This window comes from Bacillus sp. CBEL-1, assembly GCF_004348885.1.
In the GTDB taxonomy this organism is placed as follows: Bacteria; Bacillota; Bacilli; order Bacillales; family Bacillaceae_H; genus Priestia; species Priestia aryabhattai_A.
This window is the reverse complement of record NZ_SBIM01000013.1, coordinates 1,097,810-1,120,757: the sequence shown is the minus strand read 5'-3', so window position 1 is coordinate 1,120,757 and position 22,948 is coordinate 1,097,810. Positions and strand designations below refer to the sequence as shown.

Annotated in this window: 27 protein-coding genes; all 27 read left to right on the top strand. The window is 37.6% G+C overall.

The features are described 5' to 3' along the window. Positions 1-5 precede the first annotated feature (5 nt). Positions 6-1,406 carry an ATP-dependent protease ATPase subunit HslU gene (gene hslU, locus EPL02_RS15645; RefSeq protein WP_094912595.1) on the top strand — a complete coding sequence of 467 codons (1,401 nt, stop codon included), beginning with the start codon at positions 6-8 and terminating at the stop codon, positions 1,404-1,406. Positions 1,407-1,440: 34 nt separating this feature from the next. Further along, positions 1,441-2,220: a GTP-sensing pleiotropic transcriptional regulator CodY gene (codY, locus tag EPL02_RS15640; protein WP_025908993.1), complete on the top strand. Its 780-nt coding sequence runs from the start codon at positions 1,441-1,443 to the stop codon at positions 2,218-2,220. Between the two features lie 490 nt (positions 2,221-2,710). Then, positions 2,711-3,103 carry a flagellar basal body rod protein FlgB gene (gene flgB, locus EPL02_RS15635; RefSeq protein ID WP_094912594.1) on the top strand — a complete coding sequence of 131 codons (393 nt, stop codon included), beginning with the start codon at positions 2,711-2,713 and terminating at the stop codon, positions 3,101-3,103. Positions 3,104-3,105: 2 nt separating this feature from the next. After that, on the top strand, positions 3,106-3,555 hold the full coding sequence (gene flgC, locus EPL02_RS15630; protein ID WP_094912593.1) for a flagellar basal body rod protein FlgC: 450 nt from the start codon (positions 3,106-3,108) through the stop codon (positions 3,553-3,555). An 11-nt stretch (positions 3,556-3,566) separates the two neighbouring features. Continuing rightward, positions 3,567-3,863 carry a flagellar hook-basal body complex protein FliE gene (fliE, locus tag EPL02_RS15625; protein WP_094912592.1) on the top strand — a complete coding sequence of 99 codons (297 nt, stop codon included), beginning with the start codon at positions 3,567-3,569 and terminating at the stop codon, positions 3,861-3,863. Positions 3,864-3,922: 59 nt separating this feature from the next. Next, positions 3,923-5,512 carry a flagellar basal-body MS-ring/collar protein FliF gene (fliF, locus tag EPL02_RS15620; RefSeq protein WP_131888205.1) on the top strand — a complete coding sequence of 530 codons (1,590 nt, stop codon included), beginning with the start codon at positions 3,923-3,925 and terminating at the stop codon, positions 5,510-5,512. Between the two features lie 11 nt (positions 5,513-5,523). Continuing rightward, positions 5,524-6,543, top strand: a complete 1,020-nt coding sequence (fliG, locus tag EPL02_RS15615) for a flagellar motor switch protein FliG (RefSeq protein WP_094912590.1) — start codon at positions 5,524-5,526, stop codon at positions 6,541-6,543. After that, positions 6,536-7,330, top strand: a complete 795-nt coding sequence (fliH, locus tag EPL02_RS15610; protein WP_165932588.1) for a flagellar assembly protein FliH — start codon at positions 6,536-6,538, stop codon at positions 7,328-7,330. Before fliG ends, fliH begins: the two co-directional genes overlap by 8 nt. Next, entirely contained in the window at positions 7,305-8,624 is a 1,320-nt protein-coding gene (gene fliI / locus EPL02_RS15605; protein ID WP_094912588.1) for a flagellar protein export ATPase FliI, read from the top strand. Before fliH ends, fliI begins: the two co-directional genes overlap by 26 nt. Next, the gene (gene fliJ / locus EPL02_RS15600; protein WP_094912587.1) at positions 8,621-9,064 is read left to right on the top strand and encodes a flagellar export protein FliJ; all 444 of its coding nucleotides are present in this window, start codon (positions 8,621-8,623) and stop codon (positions 9,062-9,064) included. Before fliI ends, fliJ begins: the two co-directional genes overlap by 4 nt. 8 nt (positions 9,065-9,072) lie before the next feature. Then, positions 9,073-9,690: a MotE family protein gene (locus EPL02_RS15595; protein ID WP_131888204.1), complete on the top strand. Its 618-nt coding sequence runs from the start codon at positions 9,073-9,075 to the stop codon at positions 9,688-9,690. A 13-nt stretch (positions 9,691-9,703) separates the two neighbouring features. After that, positions 9,704-10,885 (top strand): flagellar hook-length control protein FliK, encoded by a 1,182-nt coding sequence (locus tag EPL02_RS15590; protein ID WP_131888203.1) that lies wholly within the window; start codon positions 9,704-9,706, stop codon positions 10,883-10,885. A 9-nt stretch (positions 10,886-10,894) separates the two neighbouring features. Next, the gene (gene flgD / locus EPL02_RS15585) at positions 10,895-11,326 is read left to right on the top strand and encodes a flagellar hook assembly protein FlgD (RefSeq protein ID WP_094912584.1); all 432 of its coding nucleotides are present in this window, start codon (positions 10,895-10,897) and stop codon (positions 11,324-11,326) included. A gap of 25 nt (positions 11,327-11,351) precedes the next feature. Continuing rightward, positions 11,352-12,191 carry a flagellar basal body rod protein FlgG gene (gene flgG / locus EPL02_RS15580; protein ID WP_131888202.1) on the top strand — a complete coding sequence of 280 codons (840 nt, stop codon included), beginning with the start codon at positions 11,352-11,354 and terminating at the stop codon, positions 12,189-12,191. A gap of 55 nt (positions 12,192-12,246) precedes the next feature. Further along, positions 12,247-12,456, top strand: a complete 210-nt coding sequence (locus EPL02_RS15575; RefSeq protein ID WP_094912582.1) for a flagellar FlbD family protein — start codon at positions 12,247-12,249, stop codon at positions 12,454-12,456. Positions 12,457-12,459: 3 nt separating this feature from the next. After that, positions 12,460-12,891 (top strand): flagellar basal body-associated protein FliL, encoded by a 432-nt coding sequence (gene fliL / locus EPL02_RS15570; protein ID WP_094912581.1) that lies wholly within the window; start codon positions 12,460-12,462, stop codon positions 12,889-12,891. Positions 12,892-12,921: 30 nt separating this feature from the next. Further along, positions 12,922-13,917: a flagellar motor switch protein FliM gene (fliM, locus tag EPL02_RS15565; protein WP_131888201.1), complete on the top strand. Its 996-nt coding sequence runs from the start codon at positions 12,922-12,924 to the stop codon at positions 13,915-13,917. After that, positions 13,914-15,038, top strand: a complete 1,125-nt coding sequence (fliY, locus tag EPL02_RS15560; protein WP_131888200.1) for a flagellar motor switch phosphatase FliY — start codon at positions 13,914-13,916, stop codon at positions 15,036-15,038. Before fliM ends, fliY begins: the two co-directional genes overlap by 4 nt. A gap of 22 nt (positions 15,039-15,060) precedes the next feature. Continuing rightward, on the top strand, positions 15,061-15,423 hold the full coding sequence (locus EPL02_RS15555) for a response regulator (protein WP_131888199.1): 363 nt from the start codon (positions 15,061-15,063) through the stop codon (positions 15,421-15,423). Positions 15,424-15,487: 64 nt separating this feature from the next. Then, the gene (locus tag EPL02_RS15550; protein WP_131888198.1) at positions 15,488-16,120 is read left to right on the top strand and encodes a flagellar biosynthetic protein FliO; all 633 of its coding nucleotides are present in this window, start codon (positions 15,488-15,490) and stop codon (positions 16,118-16,120) included. Then, positions 16,113-16,781: a flagellar type III secretion system pore protein FliP gene (gene fliP, locus EPL02_RS15545; RefSeq protein ID WP_094912576.1), complete on the top strand. Its 669-nt coding sequence runs from the start codon at positions 16,113-16,115 to the stop codon at positions 16,779-16,781. The genes EPL02_RS15550 and fliP overlap by 8 nt, the downstream gene beginning before the upstream one ends. A gap of 9 nt (positions 16,782-16,790) precedes the next feature. Further along, positions 16,791-17,060 carry a flagellar biosynthesis protein FliQ gene (fliQ, locus tag EPL02_RS15540; protein WP_131888197.1) on the top strand — a complete coding sequence of 90 codons (270 nt, stop codon included), beginning with the start codon at positions 16,791-16,793 and terminating at the stop codon, positions 17,058-17,060. 2 nt (positions 17,061-17,062) lie between these two features. Next, positions 17,063-17,839: a flagellar biosynthetic protein FliR gene (gene fliR, locus EPL02_RS15535; RefSeq protein WP_131888196.1), complete on the top strand. Its 777-nt coding sequence runs from the start codon at positions 17,063-17,065 to the stop codon at positions 17,837-17,839. Between the two features lie 2 nt (positions 17,840-17,841). Then, complete coding sequence (gene flhB, locus EPL02_RS15530; RefSeq protein WP_094912574.1) at positions 17,842-18,924, top strand: flagellar biosynthesis protein FlhB; 1,083 nt, start codon at positions 17,842-17,844, stop codon at positions 18,922-18,924. Positions 18,925-18,962: 38 nt separating this feature from the next. Next, positions 18,963-21,002, top strand: coding sequence for a flagellar biosynthesis protein FlhA (gene flhA / locus EPL02_RS15525; protein WP_131888195.1), 2,040 nt, complete (start codon positions 18,963-18,965; stop codon positions 21,000-21,002). After that, a complete protein-coding gene (gene flhF / locus EPL02_RS15520; protein WP_131888194.1) occupies positions 20,999-22,078 on the top strand; it encodes a flagellar biosynthesis GTPase FlhF in 1,080 nt (359 codons plus the stop codon). The genes flhA and flhF overlap by 4 nt, the downstream gene beginning before the upstream one ends. Next, positions 22,071-22,940, top strand: a complete 870-nt coding sequence (locus EPL02_RS15515) for a MinD/ParA family protein (RefSeq protein WP_131888193.1) — start codon at positions 22,071-22,073, stop codon at positions 22,938-22,940. Before flhF ends, EPL02_RS15515 begins: the two co-directional genes overlap by 8 nt. Positions 22,941-22,948 lie beyond the last annotated feature (8 nt).

Below are 22,948 nucleotides of genomic sequence, written 5' to 3'. Positions count from 1 at the left end.
TTTCTATGAATTCTCATTTAACGCCTCGACAAATAGTTGAAAAGCTTGATCAATATATTGTTGGCCAAACAAGTGCAAAAAAAGCGGTTGCCGTTGCGCTAAGAAATCGCTATCGACGTAGCTTACTAAATGAAGCTTTGAAAGATGAAGTTGTTCCCAAAAACATTTTAATGATTGGGCCCACTGGTGTTGGTAAAACAGAGATTGCACGCAGACTTGCGAAGCTTGTTGGTGCACCCTTTATTAAAGTAGAAGCAACAAAGTTTACAGAAGTAGGTTACGTTGGTCGTGATGTAGAATCAATGGTCCGTGATTTAGTGGAGACATCAGTTCGATTAGTGAAAGAAGAAAAAATGGTTTCTGTATCGGATAGTGCGCAAAGAAATGCCAATAAGCGTCTTGTTGAACTTTTAGTTCCAAGCAAGAAAAAGCAACAGGCATTTAAAAATCCATTTGAAATGATTTTCTCCAATAATTCACAGCAAGCCGATACTCAAGCAGAACAAGAAGAAGAAGTAAATGTTGAAACAAAGCGTAAGCAAGTCGCTCATCAGTTAGCCCTTGGAGAGCTTGAGGATCATTATGTAACAATTGAGGTAGAAGAACAGCAACCTTCAATGTTTGATATGCTTCAAGGTTCGGGTATGGAACAGATGGGGATGAATATGCAAGATGCTTTAAGTAACTTTATGCCAAAGAAACAGAAAAAGCGTAAACTTACGGTGAAAGAAGCTCGTAAAGTGTTAACAAACGAAGAAGCACAAAAATTAATTGATATGGATGAAGTGACACAAGAAGCCATTCATCGTGCAGAACAGTATGGAATTATCTTTATTGATGAAATTGACAAAATTGCTCAAAAAAGCGGCAATTCTTCTTCGGCGGATGTATCACGTGAAGGTGTGCAACGCGATATCCTTCCAATTGTAGAAGGTTCTACAATTGTAACAAAGTATGGAGCAATTAAGACAGATCATGTGTTATTTATTGCTGCGGGTGCGTTTCATGTTTCCAAGCCTTCGGATTTAATTCCGGAATTACAAGGGCGTTTTCCAATTCGTGTTGAGTTGACAAAATTAACGGTAGAAGATTTTATGAGTATTTTAGTTGAACCAGATAATGCACTATTAAAACAATATGTAGCATTATTGGAAACTGAAGGTATACAAATTGAATTTTCTGACGATGCTATACGTAAGATTGCAGAAATTGCCTTTCATGTTAACCAAGATACGGATAATATTGGGGCAAGAAGACTTCATACTATTCTTGAAAGGTTACTCGAAGACCTATCATTTGAAGCGCCAGAAGTCACGTTAGAAAAGATCGTTATTACTCCTCAATACGTGGAAAGTAAGTTAGAAAAGATTGCGAAAAATAAAGATTTAAGTCAATTTATTTTATAGGTATAGAATAGAGATTTCAGGAGGAACAAGAATAATGGATTTATTAGGAAAAACTAGAAAGATTAATGCGATGTTACAAAAGGCTGCTGGGAAACCAGTAAACTTTAAAGAAATGGCTGAAACTTTATGCGAAGTTATCGAGTCAAACGTGTTTGTCGTTAGTCGTCGCGGTAAGTTGTTAGGAATTGCAGTTAAACAACAGATTGAAAATGACCGTATGAAGGGTATGTTAGAAGCACGTCAATTCCCAGAAGAGTATACGCAAAACTTATTCAACATTTCTGAAACATCTTCAAACTTAGATATTAATAGCGAATACACAGCGTTCCCTGTTGAAAACAAAGAGCTTTTTGAAGCTGGTTTAACAACAATCGTTCCAATTATTGGTGGAGGGGAAAGATTAGGTACGTTAGTATTAGCTCGTTTAGATCGTAACTTTGCAGATGATGATTTAATCCTAGCTGAATATGGGGCAACTGTAGTTGGTATGGAGATTCTTCGTGAGAAAGCTGAAGAGATTGAAGAGGAAGCTCGTAGTAAAGCAGTTGTTCAAATGGCTATTAGTTCACTATCATACAGTGAGTTAGAAGCAATTGAGCATATTTTTGAAGAGTTAAATGGCAATGAAGGTTTATTAGTAGCAAGTAAAATTGCTGACCGTGTAGGAATTACACGCTCTGTAATTGTAAATGCACTTCGTAAGCTTGAAAGTGCTGGTGTAATTGAGTCACGTTCTCTAGGAATGAAAGGAACGTATATTAAAGTATTAAACAGCAAGTTTCTTGTTGAATTAGCAAAATTAAAATCAAACTAATCGTTAGAGTAAAGAGACCTTTGACTAGCAGTCAAAGGTCTCTTTTTTTGTTAAGGTTTCTCTCCTAAAAAAGTACCTTTTTTATATAAAATGCGAGTTAATAGAACTATTATCATTTTTGTTTAATTTTTAATTGAAACACCAAAAGATCATAAAGAACTAGTTAATTTGAATAAATATAATCCATTAAGACTATACTTAAAATCGATTAATCTTTCAATTTTTAGTATTTAAGACTCTTATAAATTACATTAAAAGTAATTTATAAGAGTCTTATTAATTATATTTAGTGTATTTTGTCGAAAAAAGAGCACGAACCTATTTTATAGGTGTTAAAATAGATTTGTTAATTCAATGATAAATTTTAGTAATGTAGTACAAAAGTTCCTTGTTAGGTATAGACAAGAACCATACTTTTTTTTACAATAGGCTTTATGGTATAAAAGTCGAAATTTGTCAAAAAACCAAACATGGTAAGTAGGTGTCCTATATGAGTTTATTTTCAGGAACAATTCAGTCATTAGAGCATGGTCTGAACTATTCAATGCTTAAGCAGCAAACAATTTCTCAAAACATTGCAAATGTAGATACGCCAAACTATAAGGCTAAAGATGTATCTCGAAAGAATCAATTTCAGGCAGAGCTTCAACATTCATTGAAAGCTTATCGCACAAATGAGAAGCATATTGAATTCTCAAAATCATCGGAACAAGCGGCTGTTATTTCAACAACAAATTACGCATACCAAGAAAATGGTAACGGAATTGATTTAGATAAAGAAATGACTGCAATGGCAGAAAATCAAATTTATTATGAAGCATTAATTGATCGTCTTAACGGTAAATTTAATTCTCTACAAACTGTCATTAGAGGAGGGAAATAGAGATGTCAATATTTCAAAACCTCAGCATATCTGGCTCAGCTTTAACTGCTAATCGACTGCGAATGGATGTTATTTCTTCTAATATGGCGAATGCCGAAACAACGAGAAGTGAACTTGTAAATGGAGAATGGCAGCCATATCGCAGAAAAATGGTTGCACTGCAATCGAGCGGTGGTTCAAGCTTTTCTTCGTTACTACAAAGTGAAATGAGTAAAAGCTCAGCGGGCGGTGTGAGAGTTAAGGCAGTAACAGAAGATCAATCCCCTTTTAAGCTTGTCTATAACCCAACGCATCCTGATGCAAACGAAGAAGGATATGTTCAACTTCCAAATGTGGATCCATTAAAAGAGATGACGGATTTAATTGGTGCAACAAGATCATATGAAGCGAACGTTACAGTGTTAAACGCAAATAAAAATTTATTATTGAAAGCATTGGAAATAGGAAAGTAAGGTGAAAAAGTATGATTCAAGCAATTCAGCATCAAATGCCGATACTAACTGAGAAAGTATCAAACACAGGGACAGTTAAAGAAGCTCATAGTGAATTTTCAAATCTTTTAAAAGAATCGTTAAACAAAGTAAATAATGCACAAAAGGCATCAGATTTGGCCACGGAAAAGTTAGCTCGTGGAGAGAAAATTGATTTACATAATGTCATGATTGTATCACAAAAAGCCAGTATCGCGATGCAGACGACAATTGAAATACGTAATAAAGCTGTTGAAGCATATCAAGAAATGATGCGTATGCAGATGTAATAAATGGTTGCGGTTATTTCATCCCTAGATAGAAAACAAGTAATAGCCGGAGGATTGTAATGAATGAAAAACTAGCACTCTATAAAAATCAGATAGGTGCGTTCTGGTCAAAGCGCACTAAGATTCAAAAAGGCTTAATCATTGGTGGCCCCCTGGCGCTACTAATTGCCCTTATTGCTATTTCTTTAGTAGCAACGAATGAGAAGTTTGTCCCCCTATACAGCAACTTGTCCGTACAGGAAACAGGTCAAATTAAAGCAGAACTGGATACAAGAAAGATCCCTTCTGAAATCTCAGAAAACGGAACGGTTATTTCAGTACCGGAACAACATGTTGATTCATTAAAGGTGGATCTTGCTGCACAAGGTATACCAGACAGCGGGAGCATCGATTATTCCTTCTTTGGACAAAATGCTGGATTTGGTATGACAGATAATGAATTTAACGTTGTGAAGCTGGAAGCTATGCAAACAGAAATAGCTAACCTGATGAAGAATATCCAAGGTGTCAATAATGCAAACGTGATGATTAGTTTGCCGGAAGAAAGTGTTTGGGTGAAAGATGAGCAGGGAGAAGCTTCAGCATCAATTGTTTTAAATACACAGCCAGGCTACAAATTCGATGAGGGACAAATAAAATCTCTCTATCATTTGGTTTCAAAAAGTGTTCCAAATTTACCTACGGATAATATCGTAATTATGAATCAAAACTTTGAATATTTCGACTTAAACAGCAGCGAAGAAATGTCTAATTCATCTAGTTTTGCTACTCAGCACGGTATTAAAAAAGAAATTGAACGTGATGTTCAGCGTCAAGTTCAACAAATGTTAGGTAGATTGGTTGGACAAGACAAAGTCATGGTTTCTGTAACCGCTGATATTGACTTTACGCAGGAGAACCGAGAAGAGAATCTAATTGAACCTGTAGATAAAGAAAATATGGAAGGCCTTGCAGTAAGCGTAGAGAGAATCAATGAGACGTTTACCGGAAAGAATCCTGAAGACGGTGGGATTGCAGGAACTGGTGAAGAAGATACAACAAATTATGTTGAAAGTGGAAGCAATGATAGCGGGGATTATGAAAAAGCAGAAGAACGAATTAATAACGAAGTAAATAGAATTCGTAAAGAAATCGTAGAGAGTCCTTATAAAGTTCGTGATTTAGGAATTCAAGTAATGATTGATCCTTCTAATGCAAACGGTGAAGGTGAACTAGCTGGGAGTTTAGAGGATGACATTCAGCAAGTGTTAAGCACAATTGTTCGTACGTCAATTTCAAAGGATGAACAAGGTGCTGAGTTAACTGACAATCAGATTGCCGACAAAATTGTAGTTTCCGTACAGCCGTTTAAAGAACAGCAAGTAGCCTCTAATCAGCAACAAAGCGGGATTCCAACATGGCTATACTTTGTGGGTGGTGGTTTACTGCTCGTTATCCTTGCACTTCTTTTCTTATTGTTAAAGCGTAGAAGGGAATTGAAAGACGAGTTCTATGAATATGAAGGTGAGTATGAAGAACCAATTGAAACTATTCAAAAGCCTCCTGTCCTAAGTGAAGAACAGCAGTCAAGAAAACGTCTAGAAGAGCTTGCAGGTGAGCAACCAGATGAATTCGCAAAGCTATTGCGCACTTGGATTAGTGAGGAGTAGGAGGGAGTATAGTGGCGAAAGTAGTAAGTAAAAGTGAATTAACAGGCAAGCAAAAAGCAGCTATTTTATTAATTTCCCTTGGTCCTGATGCATCCGCTTCCGTCTATAAGCATTTAAGCGAAGATGAAATTGAACAGTTAACGTTTGAGATTTCTTCGATGCGAAAAGTAGAGCCTGCAATTAAAGAAGCCGTTTTAAAAGAATTTGAGCAAATGACAATTGCTCAGAATTATATAGAAAAAGGTGGCATTACTTATGCCAAGGAAGTATTGGAAAAAGCTTTAGGTCCTGAACAAGCCATAATGATTATTAATCGTTTAACTTCATCTTTGCAAGTTCGACCATTCGATTTTGCTCGTAAAGCAGAACCAATGCAACTTTTAAACTTTATTCAGCATGAGCATCCGCAAACAATTGCTTTGATTCTATCCTATTTAGAACCAGCTCAGGCGGGGCAGATTCTGTCATCTTTACCTCAAGAGCGTCAAGGTGATATTGCAAGAAGAATTGCTACAATGGATAGCACATCTCCAGAAGTCATCAGTGAGGTAGAACAAATTTTAGAAAGAAAGCTTTCGACAACGGTGACCCAAGATTATACTCATACTGGTGGAATTGAGACGGTTGTCGAAGTGTTAAATGGTGTGGATCGTGCAACAGAGAAAATTATTATTGATACTCTAGAAATTCAAGATCCAGAGCTTGCTGAAGAGATCAAGCAGCGTATGTTTGTCTTTGAAGATATTGTGACGTTGGATAACCGATCGATTCAGCGTGTCGTTCGTGAAGTTGAAAATGAAGACTTGCTGTTGAGCTTAAAGGTAGCAAGTGAAGAAGTAAAAGATATTATATTCCGCAATATGTCTAAGCGAATGGTAGATACGTTTACAGAAGAAATGGAGTATATGGGACCAGTCCGTTTAAAAGATGTAGAAGAAGCTCAATCTCGCATTGTGGGGGCCATTCGTAGATTAGAAGACATGGGAGAAGTAGTTATTGCAAGAGGTGGAGGAGACGATATTATTGTCTAGTATCATTAAATCTATCTATGCAAACCATGTAAATGATTCAGCCAAAAAAATTGAAATCAAGCCACTATTTAGTGAAAAAAATTTGAACAATTCAAATGGCCGAGCAGTAAATAATGAAAATCCTGACAAAATTATTACTGAAGCAAAAGAAGCATCTGCGCGTCTTTATGAAGAAGCTGAGGCAAGACTACTAGAAGTCAAGCAGCAAATTAAAGCAGAACGCCAGCAGTGGGAAAATGAAAAAGTACAGCTGTATGAAGCGGAGAAGAAAAAAGGTTTTAATGCCGGATATAGTGAGGGGCAACATGCGGGATATCAGGACTATATAGCACTTTTAGAAGAAGCGCAAGCTGCTGTTAACGTGGCTAAAAGAGATTATACTGATTACCTTTCTCAAGCTGAAGAGGTTATATTAGAGCTTGGTTTTACACTTGCTGAGAAAGTCATTGGGCAAAAACTTCAACGTGATAATGAGCAGGGCTTTTTATCACTGGTTAAGCAAGCAATAAAGGAAGTTAGAGAAAGCAAAGAGCTTCGAATCTTTGTGGCACCTTGCCATTATGAAATGATGTGTGAAAATAAACAGCAATTGTTCGATATATTGAATGGAGAAGCTAGTTTATTCATATACGCAGATGAAAATTTAACAGGTGAGAATTGCATTATTGAGTCGGTATATGGAAAGCTCGATGCATCTGTTGATAGTCAATTAATGGAACTAAAGAAGAAATTGAAATTACGTTTAATGGAGGAAAAGCAAAGTGAAAGTGAAACAGCTTATTCCTGAAATAGCTCATCTCTCTTCGTTTAAACGATATGGGAAAGTTAGCAGAGTCATTGGCATGATGATTGAATCAAGAGGGCCACAAGCTTCAATTGGTGATGTTTGCTACATCCATTTAAAAGATACTTGTGAACGAATTCAAGCAGAAGTGGTTGGATTTAAAGATGAGCATGTCATTTTAATGCCCTATACATCTGTTCGATATATTGGACCTGGCTGCATAGTGGAAACGACTGAAAAGCCTCTTCAAGTAAAAGTAGGAGCTGAATTGATTGGGCGAGCGCTAGATTCCCTAGGTAATCCACTTGATGGAACTAGCTTACCTAGTTATCTTCCTTCAGTACTAACCGAACAGGACCCTCCTAATCCATTGCATCGCCCACCGATTTCTGAACCAATTGAAGTAGGAGTTCGGGCGATTGACAGTTTGCTTACAGTCGGTAAGGGTCAGCGGATTGGAATCTTTGCAGGAAGTGGAGTTGGGAAAAGTACGCTCATGGGAATGATTGCGAGAAATACGAATGCAGATGTCAACGTTATTGCATTAGTAGGAGAACGAGGTCGGGAGGTCCGTGAGTTTATTGAAAGAGACTTAGGTTCGGAAGGATTGAGAAACTCAATCGTCGTTGTCGCGACGTCTGATCAACCTCCGTTGTTACGAATGAAGGCTGCGTATACAGCTACATCGATTGCAGAATATTTCCGAAGCCAAGGGCTTAACGTCATGATGATGATGGATTCCGTTACACGCGTTGCTATGGCGCAGAGAGAAATTGGCTTAGCTGTAGGAGAGCCTCCTACAACCAAAGGATATACGCCGTCGGTTTTTGCTTCACTACCGCGTCTGCTAGAAAGAACAGGTACTACTGAACAAGGCTCTATTACAGCATTTTATACGGTATTAGTTGACGGTGATGATATGAATGAACCAATTGCCGATACGGTTCGAGGAATCGTTGACGGGCATATCGTACTGGACCGGAATTTAGCTAATAAAGGTCAATATCCAGCCATTAATGTGCTCAAAAGTATTAGTCGCGTAATGAATCATATTGTAGAAGAAAATCATAAAATAAGTGCTGAAAAGCTACGGTTACTACTTTCTACATATATTGAAGCGGAAGATCTTATTAATATTGGTGCCTACAAAAGAGGCTCCTCTGCTGAAATCGATGAAGCTATTTCATATTATCCAGAACTTATTTCATTTTTAAAGCAAGAAACGAATGAACATCCGACGCTTACAGATAGCGTAGAGATACTAAAACAGCTCTTTCAGAAAGGTGAACGAATGTGACGTATCAATTTAAGTTGGCAAAAGTCATGACGATCAAGCAAGATGAAAAAAATCGTTTATTAGCTCAATATAACGAATCAGTTCAATATTTCGAACAAGTCGGGCAGGAGCTTTACGATAAGCTCAAGCAGAAAGAAGAACTGCTTGAAGTTCAGGCAAAAAAGTTTAAAAGTGGTTTGGTAATTAGTGAGATTAAATTTTTTCAACAAGCGCTTGAAAGTGTTGAAGTGACAATTGCTAATCTTCAGCGAGACGTCATGTTGGCACGACAGCAGATGAGTATGAGGGAACTGAAACTTCAAGAAAAAAATATTGAGTGCAAAAAGTATGAAAAGCTTAAAGACAAGAGCTATACAAGCTACCTAAAAACTCAGGGTGATGCAGAAAGTAAACAAATGGATGAGATTTCTCTGCAACAGTTTATGCTACACAGAAATTAGGTGAGGAAATGGCTAAAAAAAAGCAAAATGATTATGAAGAGGTAGAAGAAAAAAAGCATAGTAAGTGGCAAGTTTTCTTATTTATTATTTTTATACCACTGCTGTTCATTATTACAGCTATTTATATTGGTTTAACAATTAGTGGAGTCGATGTTCAAGAGAAAATCTCGTCGGCAACGTCATCTCTTCCTGTAATAGGAAACGATAATGAAAGTTTAAAATCTACTAATCAGCAACAGGCAAATAAAGAATTAGAAAATCAAATAAAGAGCCTAAACGAAAAGCTTCAAAAGAAAGAAGACAATATTCAAAGCTTAGAAGAAGAAATAATGGCTAAAGAGCGTGAGATTGATGAGTTGAAAATTAAGATTAGGGATTCAGAAGATGAGAAAGGTGCTTCTAGTCAAGAAGGTGATGGAGATGATGAACAGAAAGATATTGTCTCGACTTATGAAAAGATGAAGCCAGCGAAAGCAGCTCTCATTTTTACCGAATTAAAAGAAAATGAAGCTATCTTGCTGCTAAAAGCATTAAAAACGGATGCACGCACGAAAGTCTTAGAAAAGATGGACCCTACCGTTGCAGCTCGCTATACAAGTTTACTAGCTGAGCCGTTGAGTGAGTAATGGAGGTGAAGAAATGAAGGTAGCTATGCAGCCTATGTTTCCAGTTATGAAGGATAAGCCAAAGGTAGATACTACAGTTGTGACAGAGAATCCTTTTTTATTTCAAACGATGCTATATGGAGTAATTGAAACGACTAATAATCTCAGTGAAAGCAGTCAACCGATTAACCAGCCTTTAAACAATCAAATAATGAACGTAGCTAGTAGCGAAGACTTGACTGAATTTTTGGCGTTGTTTGAGCTTCATTTAGAAGAAGGGGATGGTAACAAGATAGAGGGAGAAGAGCAAAGTATTTTGTTTAAACCTTTTATGGAGTTTATTCAACAGCTCCCTACGAGCGGAACAAAAGAGTCTAAGCTTCAGCAATTGCTTTCCAGTGCTACGAATTTAAAGGCGCACTCAGAAGATGTCACGTTACGGGGAAACATAAAAAATTTTGTTAAAGAATTTCAGCAGTTTTTTCAACTTTTGCGAGAGCTTGTTCCAGTGGAGCCCAGTCAGCTAAAAACACTGCAAGAAAAGCTACAGCAGCCTGAGATACAACCTGTTCAGTTCTCTCATAAAGAGATGAACAAGTTTATCGACATAATTACCAAAAGGATTGCTGCAGCACGTGATAATCATTTGATGCCAATTAACCAATTAACAAGAATAGAAGCTGGTGAGTCAGGTGATCAAAAAAATTCTGTTGATAAAGGGGCGTTTATACCGGGTGAAATGAGCAAGCTGCAACAGCTATCGCTTCACGTAAACACGAATTTACCAAAAGATATGCAAGCATCAAAGGTGATGAAGCAAATTCAAGAGCTACTGGTGAAAGCTTCTTTTCATCAGAATGCCTCTCAAACGAAGCTAGTGTTAAAGCTTTTCCCTGAAAGATTAGGATCGATTCAAATTGAGTTAGTGCAGCGAAATCATGAGACTGTCGCTCGAATTATTGCATCATCTTCTCAAACAAAAGACCTCTTAGATACTCAGCTAGGGTCTTTGAAACAAACGCTGATGAATCAGCAGGTGCAAATGGATAAGGTTGAGGTTTTTCATACAGCTGATCAGTGGATGGCGAACGATAAGGAGCACCAGGAGCAAAGACATAAGCAAGAAAAGCAAACTGTAAAAGATGAAGAGGATGAAGAAAGAAATCAACCTTTTTTGAACTCATTAGAAGAAGCATTAATTAACTACAATGTGTAGGTGACGAAGATGACAGATGCCATTCAATCCAATTTATATTTAGCAAATCAGCCCGTACAGCAAAAGCAAACAGGCTCAAGTTCACTAGGAAAAGATGATTTTTTAAAGATTTTAATTACCCAATTACAAAATCAAGACCCAACTAGTCCTATGGAAGACAAGGAATTTATTTCTCAAATGGCTCAGTTTTCAACACTGGAACAAATGACAAATATGAGCACATCAATAGAGGGATTTTTACAAGCAGTCCAAAGTGAATCTCCAATTTTAAAAGGCAGTGAGCTTATTGGCAAGACAGTTTCCTGGATGGATGAAACGAATAAAGAGAAAGAAGCTGTTGTGAAAGCCACTTCTGTAAAAGACGGTAAGCTTACTTTTATGTTAGATGATGAATCTAATACAACGTTAACTCTTAACGATATTTTATCGGTCACTCGTTAAACACTATAAATAAGGGGGAAATTACATGTTACGTTCAATGTATTCTGGAATTAGTGGAATGAAAAATTTTCAAACGAAGTTAGACGTAATTGGTAATAATATTTCAAATGTTAATACCTATGGCTTTAAGAAAGGGCGTACAACATTTAAAGATTTAGTTAGTCAGCAAATAGCAGGAGCGAGTGCACCGGGAGAGAATCGAGGCGGCGTGAATCCAAAGCAGGTAGGCCTTGGATCTCAAATTGGAACAATTGATACGATACATACTTCTGGAAGCATTCAGCCAACCGGTCGGCCACTTGACCTGGCTATTTCAGGAGAAGGGTTCTTTACTGTTGGAACAGGTGCCGGGAGTCAAGTGGTGAATGATCCGCTGTATACAAGAGCTGGAAACTTTTATCTAGATGCAGACGGTAACGTGGTAACCGCAGAAGGGCTCTTTTTGATTGGTGAAACAGCAGGAGGCGGCCTAGGAAAGTTACAAATTCCTAACGATGCTAAAAGCTTTAGTATCGGCCAAGATGGAACCGTGAACTACGTGAATGCTCAAGGCACTTTACAAACTGCTGGTCGAGTTGTTTTAGCAAAGTTTCCGAACAACGACGGTCTTGAAAAAGTCGGAGGTAACCTTTTTTCTGAAACAGCTAACTCAGGTAGTGTAATAGATGGAGGTGGCTTTCAATTAAATGAACCAGGAGCAAACGGAACAGGAACGCTCGTATCAAGCGCTTTAGAGATGTCTAACGTTGACTTATCGGAAGAATTTACAGAAATGATCGTATCCCAGCGTGGTTTCCAAGCAAATACGCGCATCATCACAACTTCTGATGAAATTCTACAAGAGTTGGTCAACTTAAAACGATAAATTAATAGCCTAGGAGGAAAGAAGCTGAGCTTATCAGTTTGGCTTTTTATCAGGTATGGTAACTTTAACAAGATTAAATGGAAAGCAATTTACGCTAAATGCAATTTACATAGAGCAAGTGGAATCCTTTCCTGACACGACCATTACGCTAACAAACAATAAAAAGTTGGTTGTAAAAGAATCAGTTGCTGAAGTGAACGAAAAGGTATGCGCTTATTATCAATCGGTTAATGTGTTGGGTCTGCGACGTGATATGGAGGAGTAAGCTTTGTTTAAAAATAAGTTAGTTGGTACTATGGTTATTATTTTATTGTCTTTGACATTGATTGGAAGTATTGCGGTTATTGTAACGTTAAAGCTAACAAGCGAGCCGGTAGCTGAAGCGGCTCCTTCCATTGATGAAGTGATTGATTCATCTGTTGATATTGCTGATATTAAAACGAATTTAAAAAGCAATAATTATATTAGTCTATCATTTAAGATTCAAATGGACAGCAAAAAGGCAGCTAAAGAATTGCAGAAAAGAGAGTTCCAAGTAAAAGACATCATTATTAAAGAACTATCGGAGATGACAGCTGAGGATTTCGAGGGGAAAAAAGGTTTAAAAGCACTTGAAGAGCGAATTTCCAAGCAAATCGATAGCTCGATGGAGACTGGGCATGTGGTAAAGATTTATACGACCTCCAAGGTTCTACAATAATGGGAAGATGGCAGGTAGGAGGTGAGGTTTTTGGCCGGTGATGTATTGTCTCAAAATGAGATTGACGCACTGTTGTCTGCGCTGTCGACAGGAGAGATGGATGCACAGCAGTTAAAAGACGAAAATACGAAAAATCGCGTCAGGTCCTATGATTTTAAAAGGGCCCTACGATTTTCAAAAGATCAAATTAGAAGTTTAACAAGAATCTATGAGAACTATGCGAGACTGTTAACAACATTGCTGTCAGCTCAACTACGCACGATAACACAGGTTTCAGTTGTATCAGCAGACCAAATCCCTTATGAAGAATTTGTTCGTTCGGTTCCGAGTATGACGGTTTTAAATGTCATGTCAGTCGAACCATTGGATGGCAGAGTGATCATGGAAGTAAATCCAAATATTGCATACGCAATGTTAGACCGCATTTTAGGCGGTAAAGGGGAAGCTGGAAATAAAAAAATAGATAACTTAACAGAGATTGAAACCAAACTACTTTGTAATTTGTTAGATAAAACGCTAGATAGTATGGAAGAGGCCTGGAGCTCAGTTGCTGTGATTAATCCAGCAATGGAAGAATTTGAAGTGAACCCACAGTTTTTACAAGTTATATCACCAAATGAGATTGTTGTGGTCATTTCACTAAGTGTACAAATTGGTGAAGAAACAGGCATGATTAACTTATGTATTCCACACGTTACGCTGGAGCCTATTATTTCAAAATTATCGGTGCATTATTGGATGCAGTCATCTAAAAAAGAGCCAAACGAATTAGAGGTTGAACAGCTTCGAACACAAGTTCAAGATGCAACGGTTCCAGTTGTTGCAATGCTAGGGCAAACTGATATATCCATTGAAGACTTCCTTTCCTTAGATAAGGGAGATATTATTCGATTGGATCGAGGGGTTAATCAACCTCTTACCGTTCAAGTTGGCGGCGTGCCAAAGTTTAGTGCACAGCCTGGACAGTTGAAAAGGAAGTTAGCAATTCAAATCTTAAGTCAGTTTAAGGGGGGAACGTCGCTATGACAGGAGATATGCTTTCTCAAGATGAAATCGATGCATTGCTAAAAGGAACGTCTTCATTAGACCCTATGCCTTCAAGTAGCAACATAGAAGAAAGTGAAATTAGTAAGCACTTTACGGAGATGGAACGTGATGCGCTTGGTGAAATTGGCAATATTTCATTTGGTAGTTCTGCTACTGCGTTGTCAACTTTATTAAACCAAAAAGTTGATATTACAACACCTTATGTTTCATTGATTCATAAAGAAGAATTAAAAGAAGAATTTCCTAATCCGCATGTTGCGGTAGAAGTTCATTATACAGAAGGGATTTCAGGGCGGAATTTACTTGTTATTAAACAAAGTGATGCAGCTATTATTGCTGATTTAATGCTTGGTGGAGACGGAAAAAATCCAGGAGAATTGCTAGATGAAATTAAACAAAGTGCTGTTCAAGAAGCAATGAACCAAATGATGGGTTCGGCAGCCACGTCTATGTCTACGATTTTTCAAAAGAAAGTAGATATTTCACCACCGAGCCTTGACATCTTAGATCTTCCAGAGGGAGAAGGAGCGAACTTACTAGAAGGTGACGATGTCTTAGTTAAAGTTTCATTCAACTTAAAAGTTGGCACGTTAATTGACTCTAATATTATGCAGCTTTTATCTTTGCCTTTTGCAAAAGGATTAGTAAATGAACTGCTAAATCCGGTTGCTCACGAGGAAGAAGAGGATGAAATTATTCAAGAAGCCCCTTCTCAGCCGTTGGAAAACCATGTAAGTGAACCATTACAGCAAGAGCCAGTTATGCCAGCAGCTCCTGTTAATGTTCAACCTGTTGCTTTTTCATCTTTTGATGGAAATGAAATGCCTTCACAGCCAGAAACACGTAATTTAGATATGTTACTAGATATACCGCTTCAAGTAACTGTTGAGTTAGGGCGCACAAAACGAACTGTTAAAGAAATCTTAGAGATGTCATCAGGATCAATTATTGAACTAGACAAGCTTGCTGGTGAGCCGGTGGACATTTTAATTAATAGCAAGCTGATTGCTAAAGGTGAAGTCGTAGTAATTGATGAAAACTTTGGCGTTCGCGTGACGGATATAGTTAGTCAGCGCGATCGTATTAATAAATTAAAGTAATTTTATATAGGGGGAAAATAAAATGAGTAAACGAGTATTAATTGTAGACGATGCAGCATTTATGCGTATGATGATTAAGGATATCCTTACAAAAAATGGATACGAGGTTGTAGGGGAAGCTGCTGATGGAATGAAAGCTATCGATCTTTATAAAGAGCATCAGCCAGACCTTGTAACAATGGATATTACAATGCCGGAAATGGATGGAATTACGGCTTTAAAAGAGATTAAGCAACTGAATCCAGCTGCGAGAGTTATTATGTGTTCAGCGATGGGACAACAAGCAATGGTTATCGATGCAATTCAAGCTGGCGCAAAAGACTTTATCGTCAAGCCATTCCAAGCAGACCGAGTTCTTGAAGCTATTTCAAAAGCTGTAGGATAAAGAAAACAGTGGAGCAGCTGCTCTGCTCCACTTTGTACTATGAAAAGGTAAGAGGTGGCAAACGTTGCTGCGATATATCGTATTTATTTTAGGAATCGCTGGAAGTCTATTGTTTCAAGATAGTGTAAGTGTGCAAGCGGCAGAAACATCAGATTCAGTGAAAGAATGTATAGAAAATCCAAGTGCTTGTGAAAAAGAGTTGGATGCTAATACAGTTGGTGACAGCAATTCCAATCAAGGTGCGACTATTTCAGCTGGTGAAGTAGTAAAAATGTTATTTGCTTTTGCATTTGTGATTGGTTTATTACTAATTGTATTAAGGGTTGTTAAGTCCAAAGGAAATATGTTAAAGCAAAATCAGTTAGTGGAAAATTTAGGTGGAACAAACCTTGGGAATAGCAAATCTGTTCAAGTTGTCAAGGTAGGTGAGCAGCTGTTCGTTGTAGGTGTAGGAGACAATATTGAGCTGCTTTCAGAAGTGGTTGGAGAAGATAAAGAGCAGTTGTTAAAGAAATACCACGATCAACACAGTGATGGTGAATATAAAGTGATTCTTCCATCACTATTTGAGCGAAAAGAAAAGGAAACAATTGCAGTTGAAAATATAAAATCTTTTACACAATCGTTAAGTCAAATAATGAAAAAGCGGAAAGCCAAGTTGGAAGAATTAGAAAGGAACCGTAAGCAAAATGAATGAAGTAATGGAGATTTTTAATGCTAGTAATGCTGAAAGCGTATCAACGTCAATCCAGCTATTGCTGCTTCTAACGGTTCTGTCAATTGCTCCGGGTATTTTAATTTTAATGACATGCTTTACTCGAATTGTCATTGTCCTTTCGTTTGTTCGAACGTCACTAGGTACTCAGCAAATGCCTCCCAATCAAGTGTTGTTAGGGCTCGCTTTATTTATAACGTTCTTCGTTATGGCACCAACATTTTCACAAGTGAATAAAGAAGCTTTACAGCCGTTATTGAATGAAGAAATTAATCTAACAGAGGCGTATGATCAAGCCGCACTTCCTATGAAAGAGTTTATGAGTGCTCATACGCGCCAAAAAGACTTAGCATTATTTTTGGAATATGCAGACATGGATAGACCAAGCTCAGTAGAAGACATTCCATTAACAGCATTGGTTCCTGCATTTGCAATTAGTGAATTAAAAACAGCATTTCAAATTGGTTTTATGATCTTTGTTCCGTTTCTTGTCATCGATATGATTATTTCCAGCGTATTAATGTCGATGGGAATGATGATGTTACCGCCTGTTATGATTTCTTTGCCGTTTAAAATTTTGCTTTTTGTTTTAGTAGACGGTTGGAATTTAGTCATTAAATCATTATTAATAAGTTTTCAATAGGTGAAAAATATGAATGGAGAATTTGTCATTTCGTTAGCAGAAAAAGGCGTATATACAATCTTAATTGTGTGTGGTCCACTTTTGCTATTAGCACTCGTTGTCGGCTTGCTTATCAGTATCTTTCAAGCAACAACTCAGATTCAAGAACAAACCTTGGCCTTTGTGCCAAAAATTGTAGCGGTCCTTGTAGGAATTGTATTTTTTGGTCCATGGATGTTATCTAAGATGGTGTCATTTACGTATAATATTTTTTCAAACCTACATAGGTATATCGGATAAAAATGACACAACTCATCAGTATTTATCCAACATTTCTTTTAGTTTTAGTACGATTGTCCGCTTTCTTTATTACGGTACCGCTCTTTTCATATCGTACAGTTCCGGCTTTTCACAAAGTAGGGCTAGCAACAGCTTTATCATTTGTGGTAATCACAACATTAGATTTCCCAATTATTCCACTTGATAGTCACTTTTTGCTTCTTATCATTAAGGAATGTCTCGTGGGGATTTCGATGGGGTTAATTGCATATATCGTGATTATGGCTATTCAGATTGCAGGTGGGTTAATTGATTTTCAAATGGGCTTTGCTATTGCTAACGTGATGGATCCCCAAACGGGTGCTCAAAGTCCTATTACCGGTCAGTACCTCTATATTTTTGCACTGCTCTTTTTATTATCGACTAACGGTCATCATTTGTTAATAGATGGAGTCTATCATAGTTATGAAGTATTAAAGATTAACGAACTTTCATTTTCAGTTGGAAGTGAACTGTTTGTAACGACAATTATAAAAACGTTTAGCATGATGTTCTTATTAGCCGTTCAAATGTCGCTTCCGGTTGTAGGTGCGTTGTTTCTTGTCGATATAGCACTTGGAATTGTCGCAAGAACGGTACCTCAGCTTAATATTTTTGTAGTAGGATTTCCGCTTAAAATCATCGTAGCATTTCTTTTTCTAATCGTTGTTATGGGAAGTATGTTTTATATGATGCAGCTAATCTTTGAATACATGCTAGAGTCGATGCGAACGATGATTCATTTACTAGGAGGAGTATAAAGATGTTTCTCGTTCGGTTAGATTTGCAGTTTTTTGCGGGAGAAAAAACGGAAAAGGCAACGCCTAAAAAAAGGCAAGATTCTAGAAAAAAAGGACAAGTAGCAAAAAGTCAAGACGTCACGACAGCTATTATGCTACTCCTTGTTTTTCTCTATTTTATGTTCGGGGCTCGGTATGTGCTTGAAAAGATGATGCTTATTATAAAGGAGTCTTTTCAGACATATATGCTAACGGAAGTTACGGAAGAAAGTGTATTTATTTTGCTACGAGACTTACTCCCTGAAATTGTGTATGCACTCGGACCTATTATGCTCGTTGCCTTGGTAGGTGCGCTTGCAGCTAATTACATGCAGGTTGGCGTTCTCTTTTCAGCTGAACCTCTGCAGCCAAAACTGGAAAAGATTGATCCAATTAAAGGAGCAAAAAGAATTTTTTCGATGAGAGCAATTGTTGAACTATTGAAGTCTACGCTAAAGATTCTCTTAATCGGTGCTGTTACGTTTGCAGTGTTGTGGCTTAATATTGATCAGGTTCTCATTTTATCTCATCGCAGCATTGGAGACAGCTTAGTATCACTAGCGAAATTAGTTTTGCAAATGGGACTTGCAGCCTCTTGTGTTTTACTTTTATTGTCTGTTCTTGACTACATGTACCAAAAATTTGATTTTGAAAAAAATATTCGTATGTCAAAGCAAGATATTAAAGATGAAAATAAAAACGTGGAAGGCGATCCGCTCATAAAATCTAAAATTAAGCAGAAACAGCGCGAAATGGCAATGTCTAGAATGATGCAAGAAGTGCCAAAAGCTGATGTTGTCATTACGAATCCAACTCATTATGCAATTGCTTTAAAGTATGATGAAGATAAAATGGATGCTCCGTATGTAGTAGCAAGCGGAGTAGATTTCGTAGCTCAAAAAATAAAAGCTGTTGCAAAAAGCCATGAAATTATTATGGTAGAAAACCGGCCTTTAGCAAGAGGCTTATATGAGCAAACAAAAGTTGGCGATGTTGTGCCTGAAGAGTTTTTTAAGGCAGTAGCTGAGATTTTAGCTTATGTGTATCGTATTCAAAAAAAGGTATAAGTATTGAAGATTATAAGAAATAAGGAGAGAAATGATTCATGTCTGCAAGAGAGTTACCAGTTGTTATAGGTGTTGTACTCATTATTGTTATGCTTGTTATCCCGCTCCCATCTTGGTTGCTCAGTGTGTTAATTATGGTAAATATATCTCTTGCACTGCTTGTTTTGCTTGTATCAATGAACATGAAAGAGCCGCTTGAGCTATCTGTGTTTCCATCGTTACTGCTTGTACTGACACTTTTCCGTCTCGGGTTAAATGTATCGACCACAAGAGCTATTTTAGGTGAAGGTAATGCAGGTGGTGTGGTAGAAACATTCGGTAACTTTGTTATTGGTGGGAATCCACTTGTAGGGTTCGTTGTTTTTGTTATTTTAATTATCATTCAGTTCTTAGTTATCACAAAAGGAGCTGAGCGTGTCTCAGAGGTAGCTGCACGCTTTACTCTTGATGCAATGCCTGGGAAACAAATGAGCATTGATGCTGATTTAAATGCGGGAATGATTTCCGAAAAAGAAGCCATTCAAAGGCGTGAAAAAATTCAGCGTGAAGCCGATTTTTACGGATCAATGGATGGAGCCAGCAAGTTTGTAAAGGGAGATGCAATTGCTGGTATTGTTATTACACTCATTAATATCTTATTTGGAATCATTATTGGAATGATGCAGATGGGTATGAGCATTGGAGAGGCATCCCAGACGTTCACTTTATTAACAGTTGGCGATGGGTTAGTCAGTCAGATTCCAGCATTAATGATTTCGACTGCTACAGGTATTATTGTAACAAGAGCTGCTTCTACGGGGAATTTAAGTCAAGATATCACCGGACAGCTATTTGCGTTTCCTGCAATGTTATATGTTACTGGAGCAACAATTGCTGTTCTTGGTCTCATTACGCCAATCAATGATTTATTAACACTACCATTAGCACTTTTACTAGCAGCAGGAGGTTATTACTTATCCCCTAAAAAAACAAAACTTCTTTTAAACGAAGAAGCCGTATCAGAAGAAGAAATGCCAGCTGATGATATGAAAAGTCCTGAGAGTGTTGTGAATTTACTGAGCGTAGATCCTATTGAATTTGAATTTGGTTATGGTCTTATCCCTTTAGCAGATACAAATCAAGGAGGGGACTTGTTAGACCGTATCGTTATGATTCGCCGCCAGCTCGCTTTAGAGCTTGGCTTAGTAATTCCTGTTGTAAGGATTCGCGATAATATTCAATTACAGCCAAACGAATATCGTCTAAAAATTAAAGGGAATGAAATGGCAAGAGGCGATTTGTTGCTCGATCATTACCTAGCAATTAGTCCTGGAATGGGTGACGATATGATAGAAGGCATTGATACAATTGAGCCCGCCTTTCAAATGCCAGCCAAGTGGATTAATGAAGCAACGAAAGAGCAAGCAGAGATGTTTGGGTATACGGTAGTAGATCCGCCTTCAGTGGTATCAACACATATTACAGAAGTAATTAAAGCGTATGCTCACGAGTTAATAGGTCGTCAAGAAACAAAACAATTAATTGATCATGTAAAAGAGTCGTATCCAATTTTAATTGAAGAGGTTACCCCATCTCCACTCTCAGTAGGAGAAATTCAACGAGTATTGGCCAAATTATTAAAAGAGCAGGTATCGATTCGAAATTTGCCAGTTATCTTTGAAGTACTAGCTGATTATGGAAAGATGACATCTGACACGGACTTATTAACAGAATATGTTCGTCAAGGATTATGTAGGCAAATCACGACCCAGTATGCTGCTGGAGAGCAGCTGCTTCGCGTCATTACGCTATCGGGAAAAGTTGAAAAAGTACTAGCTGAAGGAGTTCAGCAAACAGAACATGGAAATTATTTATCATTGGATCCATACGTTTCCCAAAATATTGTGGAGCATATCGTTGCTCAAGTTGATGGAGCAGGGTTTCAAGATCAAACACCGATTGTTCTTTGCTCACCAGCCGTACGGATGTATGTCCGCCAGTTAACAGAACGGTATATACCGCAAGTTGCGATTTTATCATATAACGAACTAGAAGCCAGTATTGAAGTTCAGAGCGTTGGAGTGGTTGATTTATCATGAAGGTAAAAAAGTATGTGGCATCTTCAATGCCAGAAGCAATGAAAGTTATTCGAGCAGAGCTTGGTCCAGAAGCCGTAATTTTAAAGTCTCGTTCTGTTAAAGTTGGTGGATTTCTGGGTGCGTTTACTAAAAAAAAGTTAGAAGTTATTGCAGGGGTAGATGACCAAGTCAAAAAGCCTAAAAAATATGTTAAAAATCATACAAATGAAGAGTTAATGAAGCAGGTTAATGAATTAAAACAGCTGATTACAACGATGCAACCATCAAGAAATACTAGTGTTGAATATCCGTTGCTTGTTCAAAAAGCTATTTCATTTTTGCAGCATCAAGAGATTGAAGAGCGTTTATTAAAAGAAGTAAGAGATAAAGTCATGGAGTTATATTATACAACACCTTCGCTAGGCGATAAGCAGCTTGTTGAGTGGCTGAAAAACTGGTTTGAAGAGTACCTATCCCATTCAGAATGTTCAAAAGTGTTTCAAAAAAAATATATCAACGTTGTTGGTCCTACCGGTGTTGGTAAGACAACAACGCTAGCAAAATTAGCTGCGTCATGTATTTTAGAACAAAATCAAAGAGTTGCATTCATTACAACTGATACATATCGTATTTCAGCTATCGATCAATTAAAAACATATGCATCCATTCTAAATGTCCCAGTTGAAGTTTGCTATAACAGTGAAGATTTTCAACAAGCTCTTCAGAGATTTAATGAATACGATATTGTGTTCATTGATACAGCAGGTCGAAACTTTTTAGACAGCCAGTACATTCATGACCTCCACAATATGCTGTCATTTAATGAATACATGGAGACCTTTTTAGTACTAACAGCGACGGCAAAAATGGCTGATTTACGTGAGGTTTACAAGCAGTTTAGTAGTATACCAATCGATTCAATTATTTTGACAAAGCTAGATGAGACCACAACATTTGGTCCAATTATTAATTTGCTAACGGAGTGTCAGCTACCAGCTGCTTTTATAACAATTGGACAAGATGTTCCTGACGATTTAGAGAAATATACTACTAAAAAAATAGTGGATTATCTGTTTGGAGATTGGAAATATGAATGATCAAGCAGCGGCTTTAAGAAAAAGAGTGGCAGCTGTCAAACATGTCTCTAATGAAAGGACGGAGGCTAAGACGTTAGCGGTTATTAGTGGAAAAGGAGGCGTTGGAAAGTCTAATTTTTCCCTAAACTTTTCATTGGCTTTACAGGAGAAAGGGCACCGGGTACTGCTGTTTGATATGGATATTGGAATGGGCAATATCGACGTATTGATGGGAATTGCTTCGAGTTACACCATCGTGGATATGTTAGAGAATAAATGGCCCATTCAGCGTGTTATCAAACAGGGAACACAAGGCCTAGCCTACATTGCTGGCGGATCTGGAATTACTTCTTTATTTGAGTGGAAGCGACAGGACTTACAATATTTAATTAATCAATTTAATTCTGTTGCTCAAGACTATGATTACTTAATTTTCGATATGGGAGCAGGAATGACAGAAGGGGTCATTACCTTTTTAAAGACAATGGATGACATGGTGCTCATTACGACACCTGAACCAACATCCATTACCGATGGCTATGCTGCGCTAAAGTTCTTACATCTATATGGTGTAAATGCCTCTTTTAAGATGGTAGTAAATAAATCACTCTCTATCAAAGAAGGTGTAAGTACGTATGAACGTTTTAATCAAGCGGCTAAACAGTTTTTAAAATGCTCAATTGAATTGTTAGGAATAATAGCAGAAGATCGCTGTGTTTCTCATTCGGTAAACAGTCAAGTGCCATTCGTTTTACATTATCCTAAAGGCAATGCGAGCCAAGGAATTAAAGATATTGTAAATCAATATGCAACGTCGTCTAGTACCAGAAATTACGGCATTGGATTTGTAGCCAGGCTCAAGAAGTTATTTCTCGAAAGGTAGGGTTGCTA

Excerpts from the sequence above, each read along its gene's own strand:
- EPL02_RS15575 (WP_094912582.1), top strand. The coding sequence starts at position 12,247 with ATGGTAACTTTAACAAGATTAAATGGAAAGCAATTTACGCTAAATGCA.
- EPL02_RS15555 (WP_131888199.1), top strand. The coding sequence starts at position 15,061 with ATGAGTAAACGAGTATTAATTGTAGACGATGCAGCATTTATGCGTATG.
- EPL02_RS15515 (WP_131888193.1), top strand. The coding sequence starts at position 22,071 with ATGAATGATCAAGCAGCGGCTTTAAGAAAAAGAGTGGCAGCTGTCAAA.
- flgC (WP_094912593.1), top strand. The coding sequence starts at position 3,106 with ATGTCAATATTTCAAAACCTCAGCATATCTGGCTCAGCTTTAACTGCT.
- fliF (WP_131888205.1), top strand. The coding sequence starts at position 3,923 with ATGAATGAAAAACTAGCACTCTATAAAAATCAGATAGGTGCGTTCTGG.
- codY (WP_025908993.1), top strand. The coding sequence starts at position 1,441 with ATGGATTTATTAGGAAAAACTAGAAAGATTAATGCGATGTTACAAAAG.
- fliP (WP_094912576.1), top strand. The coding sequence starts at position 16,113 with ATGAATGAAGTAATGGAGATTTTTAATGCTAGTAATGCTGAAAGCGTA.
- fliQ (WP_131888197.1), top strand. The coding sequence starts at position 16,791 with ATGAATGGAGAATTTGTCATTTCGTTAGCAGAAAAAGGCGTATATACA.
- flhA (WP_131888195.1), top strand. The coding sequence starts at position 18,963 with ATGTCTGCAAGAGAGTTACCAGTTGTTATAGGTGTTGTACTCATTATT.
- fliR (WP_131888196.1), top strand. The coding sequence starts at position 17,063 with ATGACACAACTCATCAGTATTTATCCAACATTTCTTTTAGTTTTAGTA.
- flgG (WP_131888202.1), top strand. The coding sequence starts at position 11,352 with ATGTTACGTTCAATGTATTCTGGAATTAGTGGAATGAAAAATTTTCAA.
- flgB (WP_094912594.1), top strand. The coding sequence starts at position 2,711 with ATGAGTTTATTTTCAGGAACAATTCAGTCATTAGAGCATGGTCTGAAC.
- fliY (WP_131888200.1), top strand. The coding sequence starts at position 13,914 with ATGACAGGAGATATGCTTTCTCAAGATGAAATCGATGCATTGCTAAAA.
- flhB (WP_094912574.1), top strand. The coding sequence starts at position 17,842 with ATGTTTCTCGTTCGGTTAGATTTGCAGTTTTTTGCGGGAGAAAAAACG.
- EPL02_RS15595 (WP_131888204.1), top strand. The coding sequence starts at position 9,073 with ATGGCTAAAAAAAAGCAAAATGATTATGAAGAGGTAGAAGAAAAAAAG.
- hslU (WP_094912595.1), top strand. The coding sequence starts at position 6 with ATGAATTCTCATTTAACGCCTCGACAAATAGTTGAAAAGCTTGATCAA.
- flhF (WP_131888194.1), top strand. The coding sequence starts at position 20,999 with ATGAAGGTAAAAAAGTATGTGGCATCTTCAATGCCAGAAGCAATGAAA.
- fliE (WP_094912592.1), top strand. The coding sequence starts at position 3,567 with ATGATTCAAGCAATTCAGCATCAAATGCCGATACTAACTGAGAAAGTA.
- EPL02_RS15590 (WP_131888203.1), top strand. The coding sequence starts at position 9,704 with ATGAAGGTAGCTATGCAGCCTATGTTTCCAGTTATGAAGGATAAGCCA.
- flgD (WP_094912584.1), top strand. The coding sequence starts at position 10,895 with ATGACAGATGCCATTCAATCCAATTTATATTTAGCAAATCAGCCCGTA.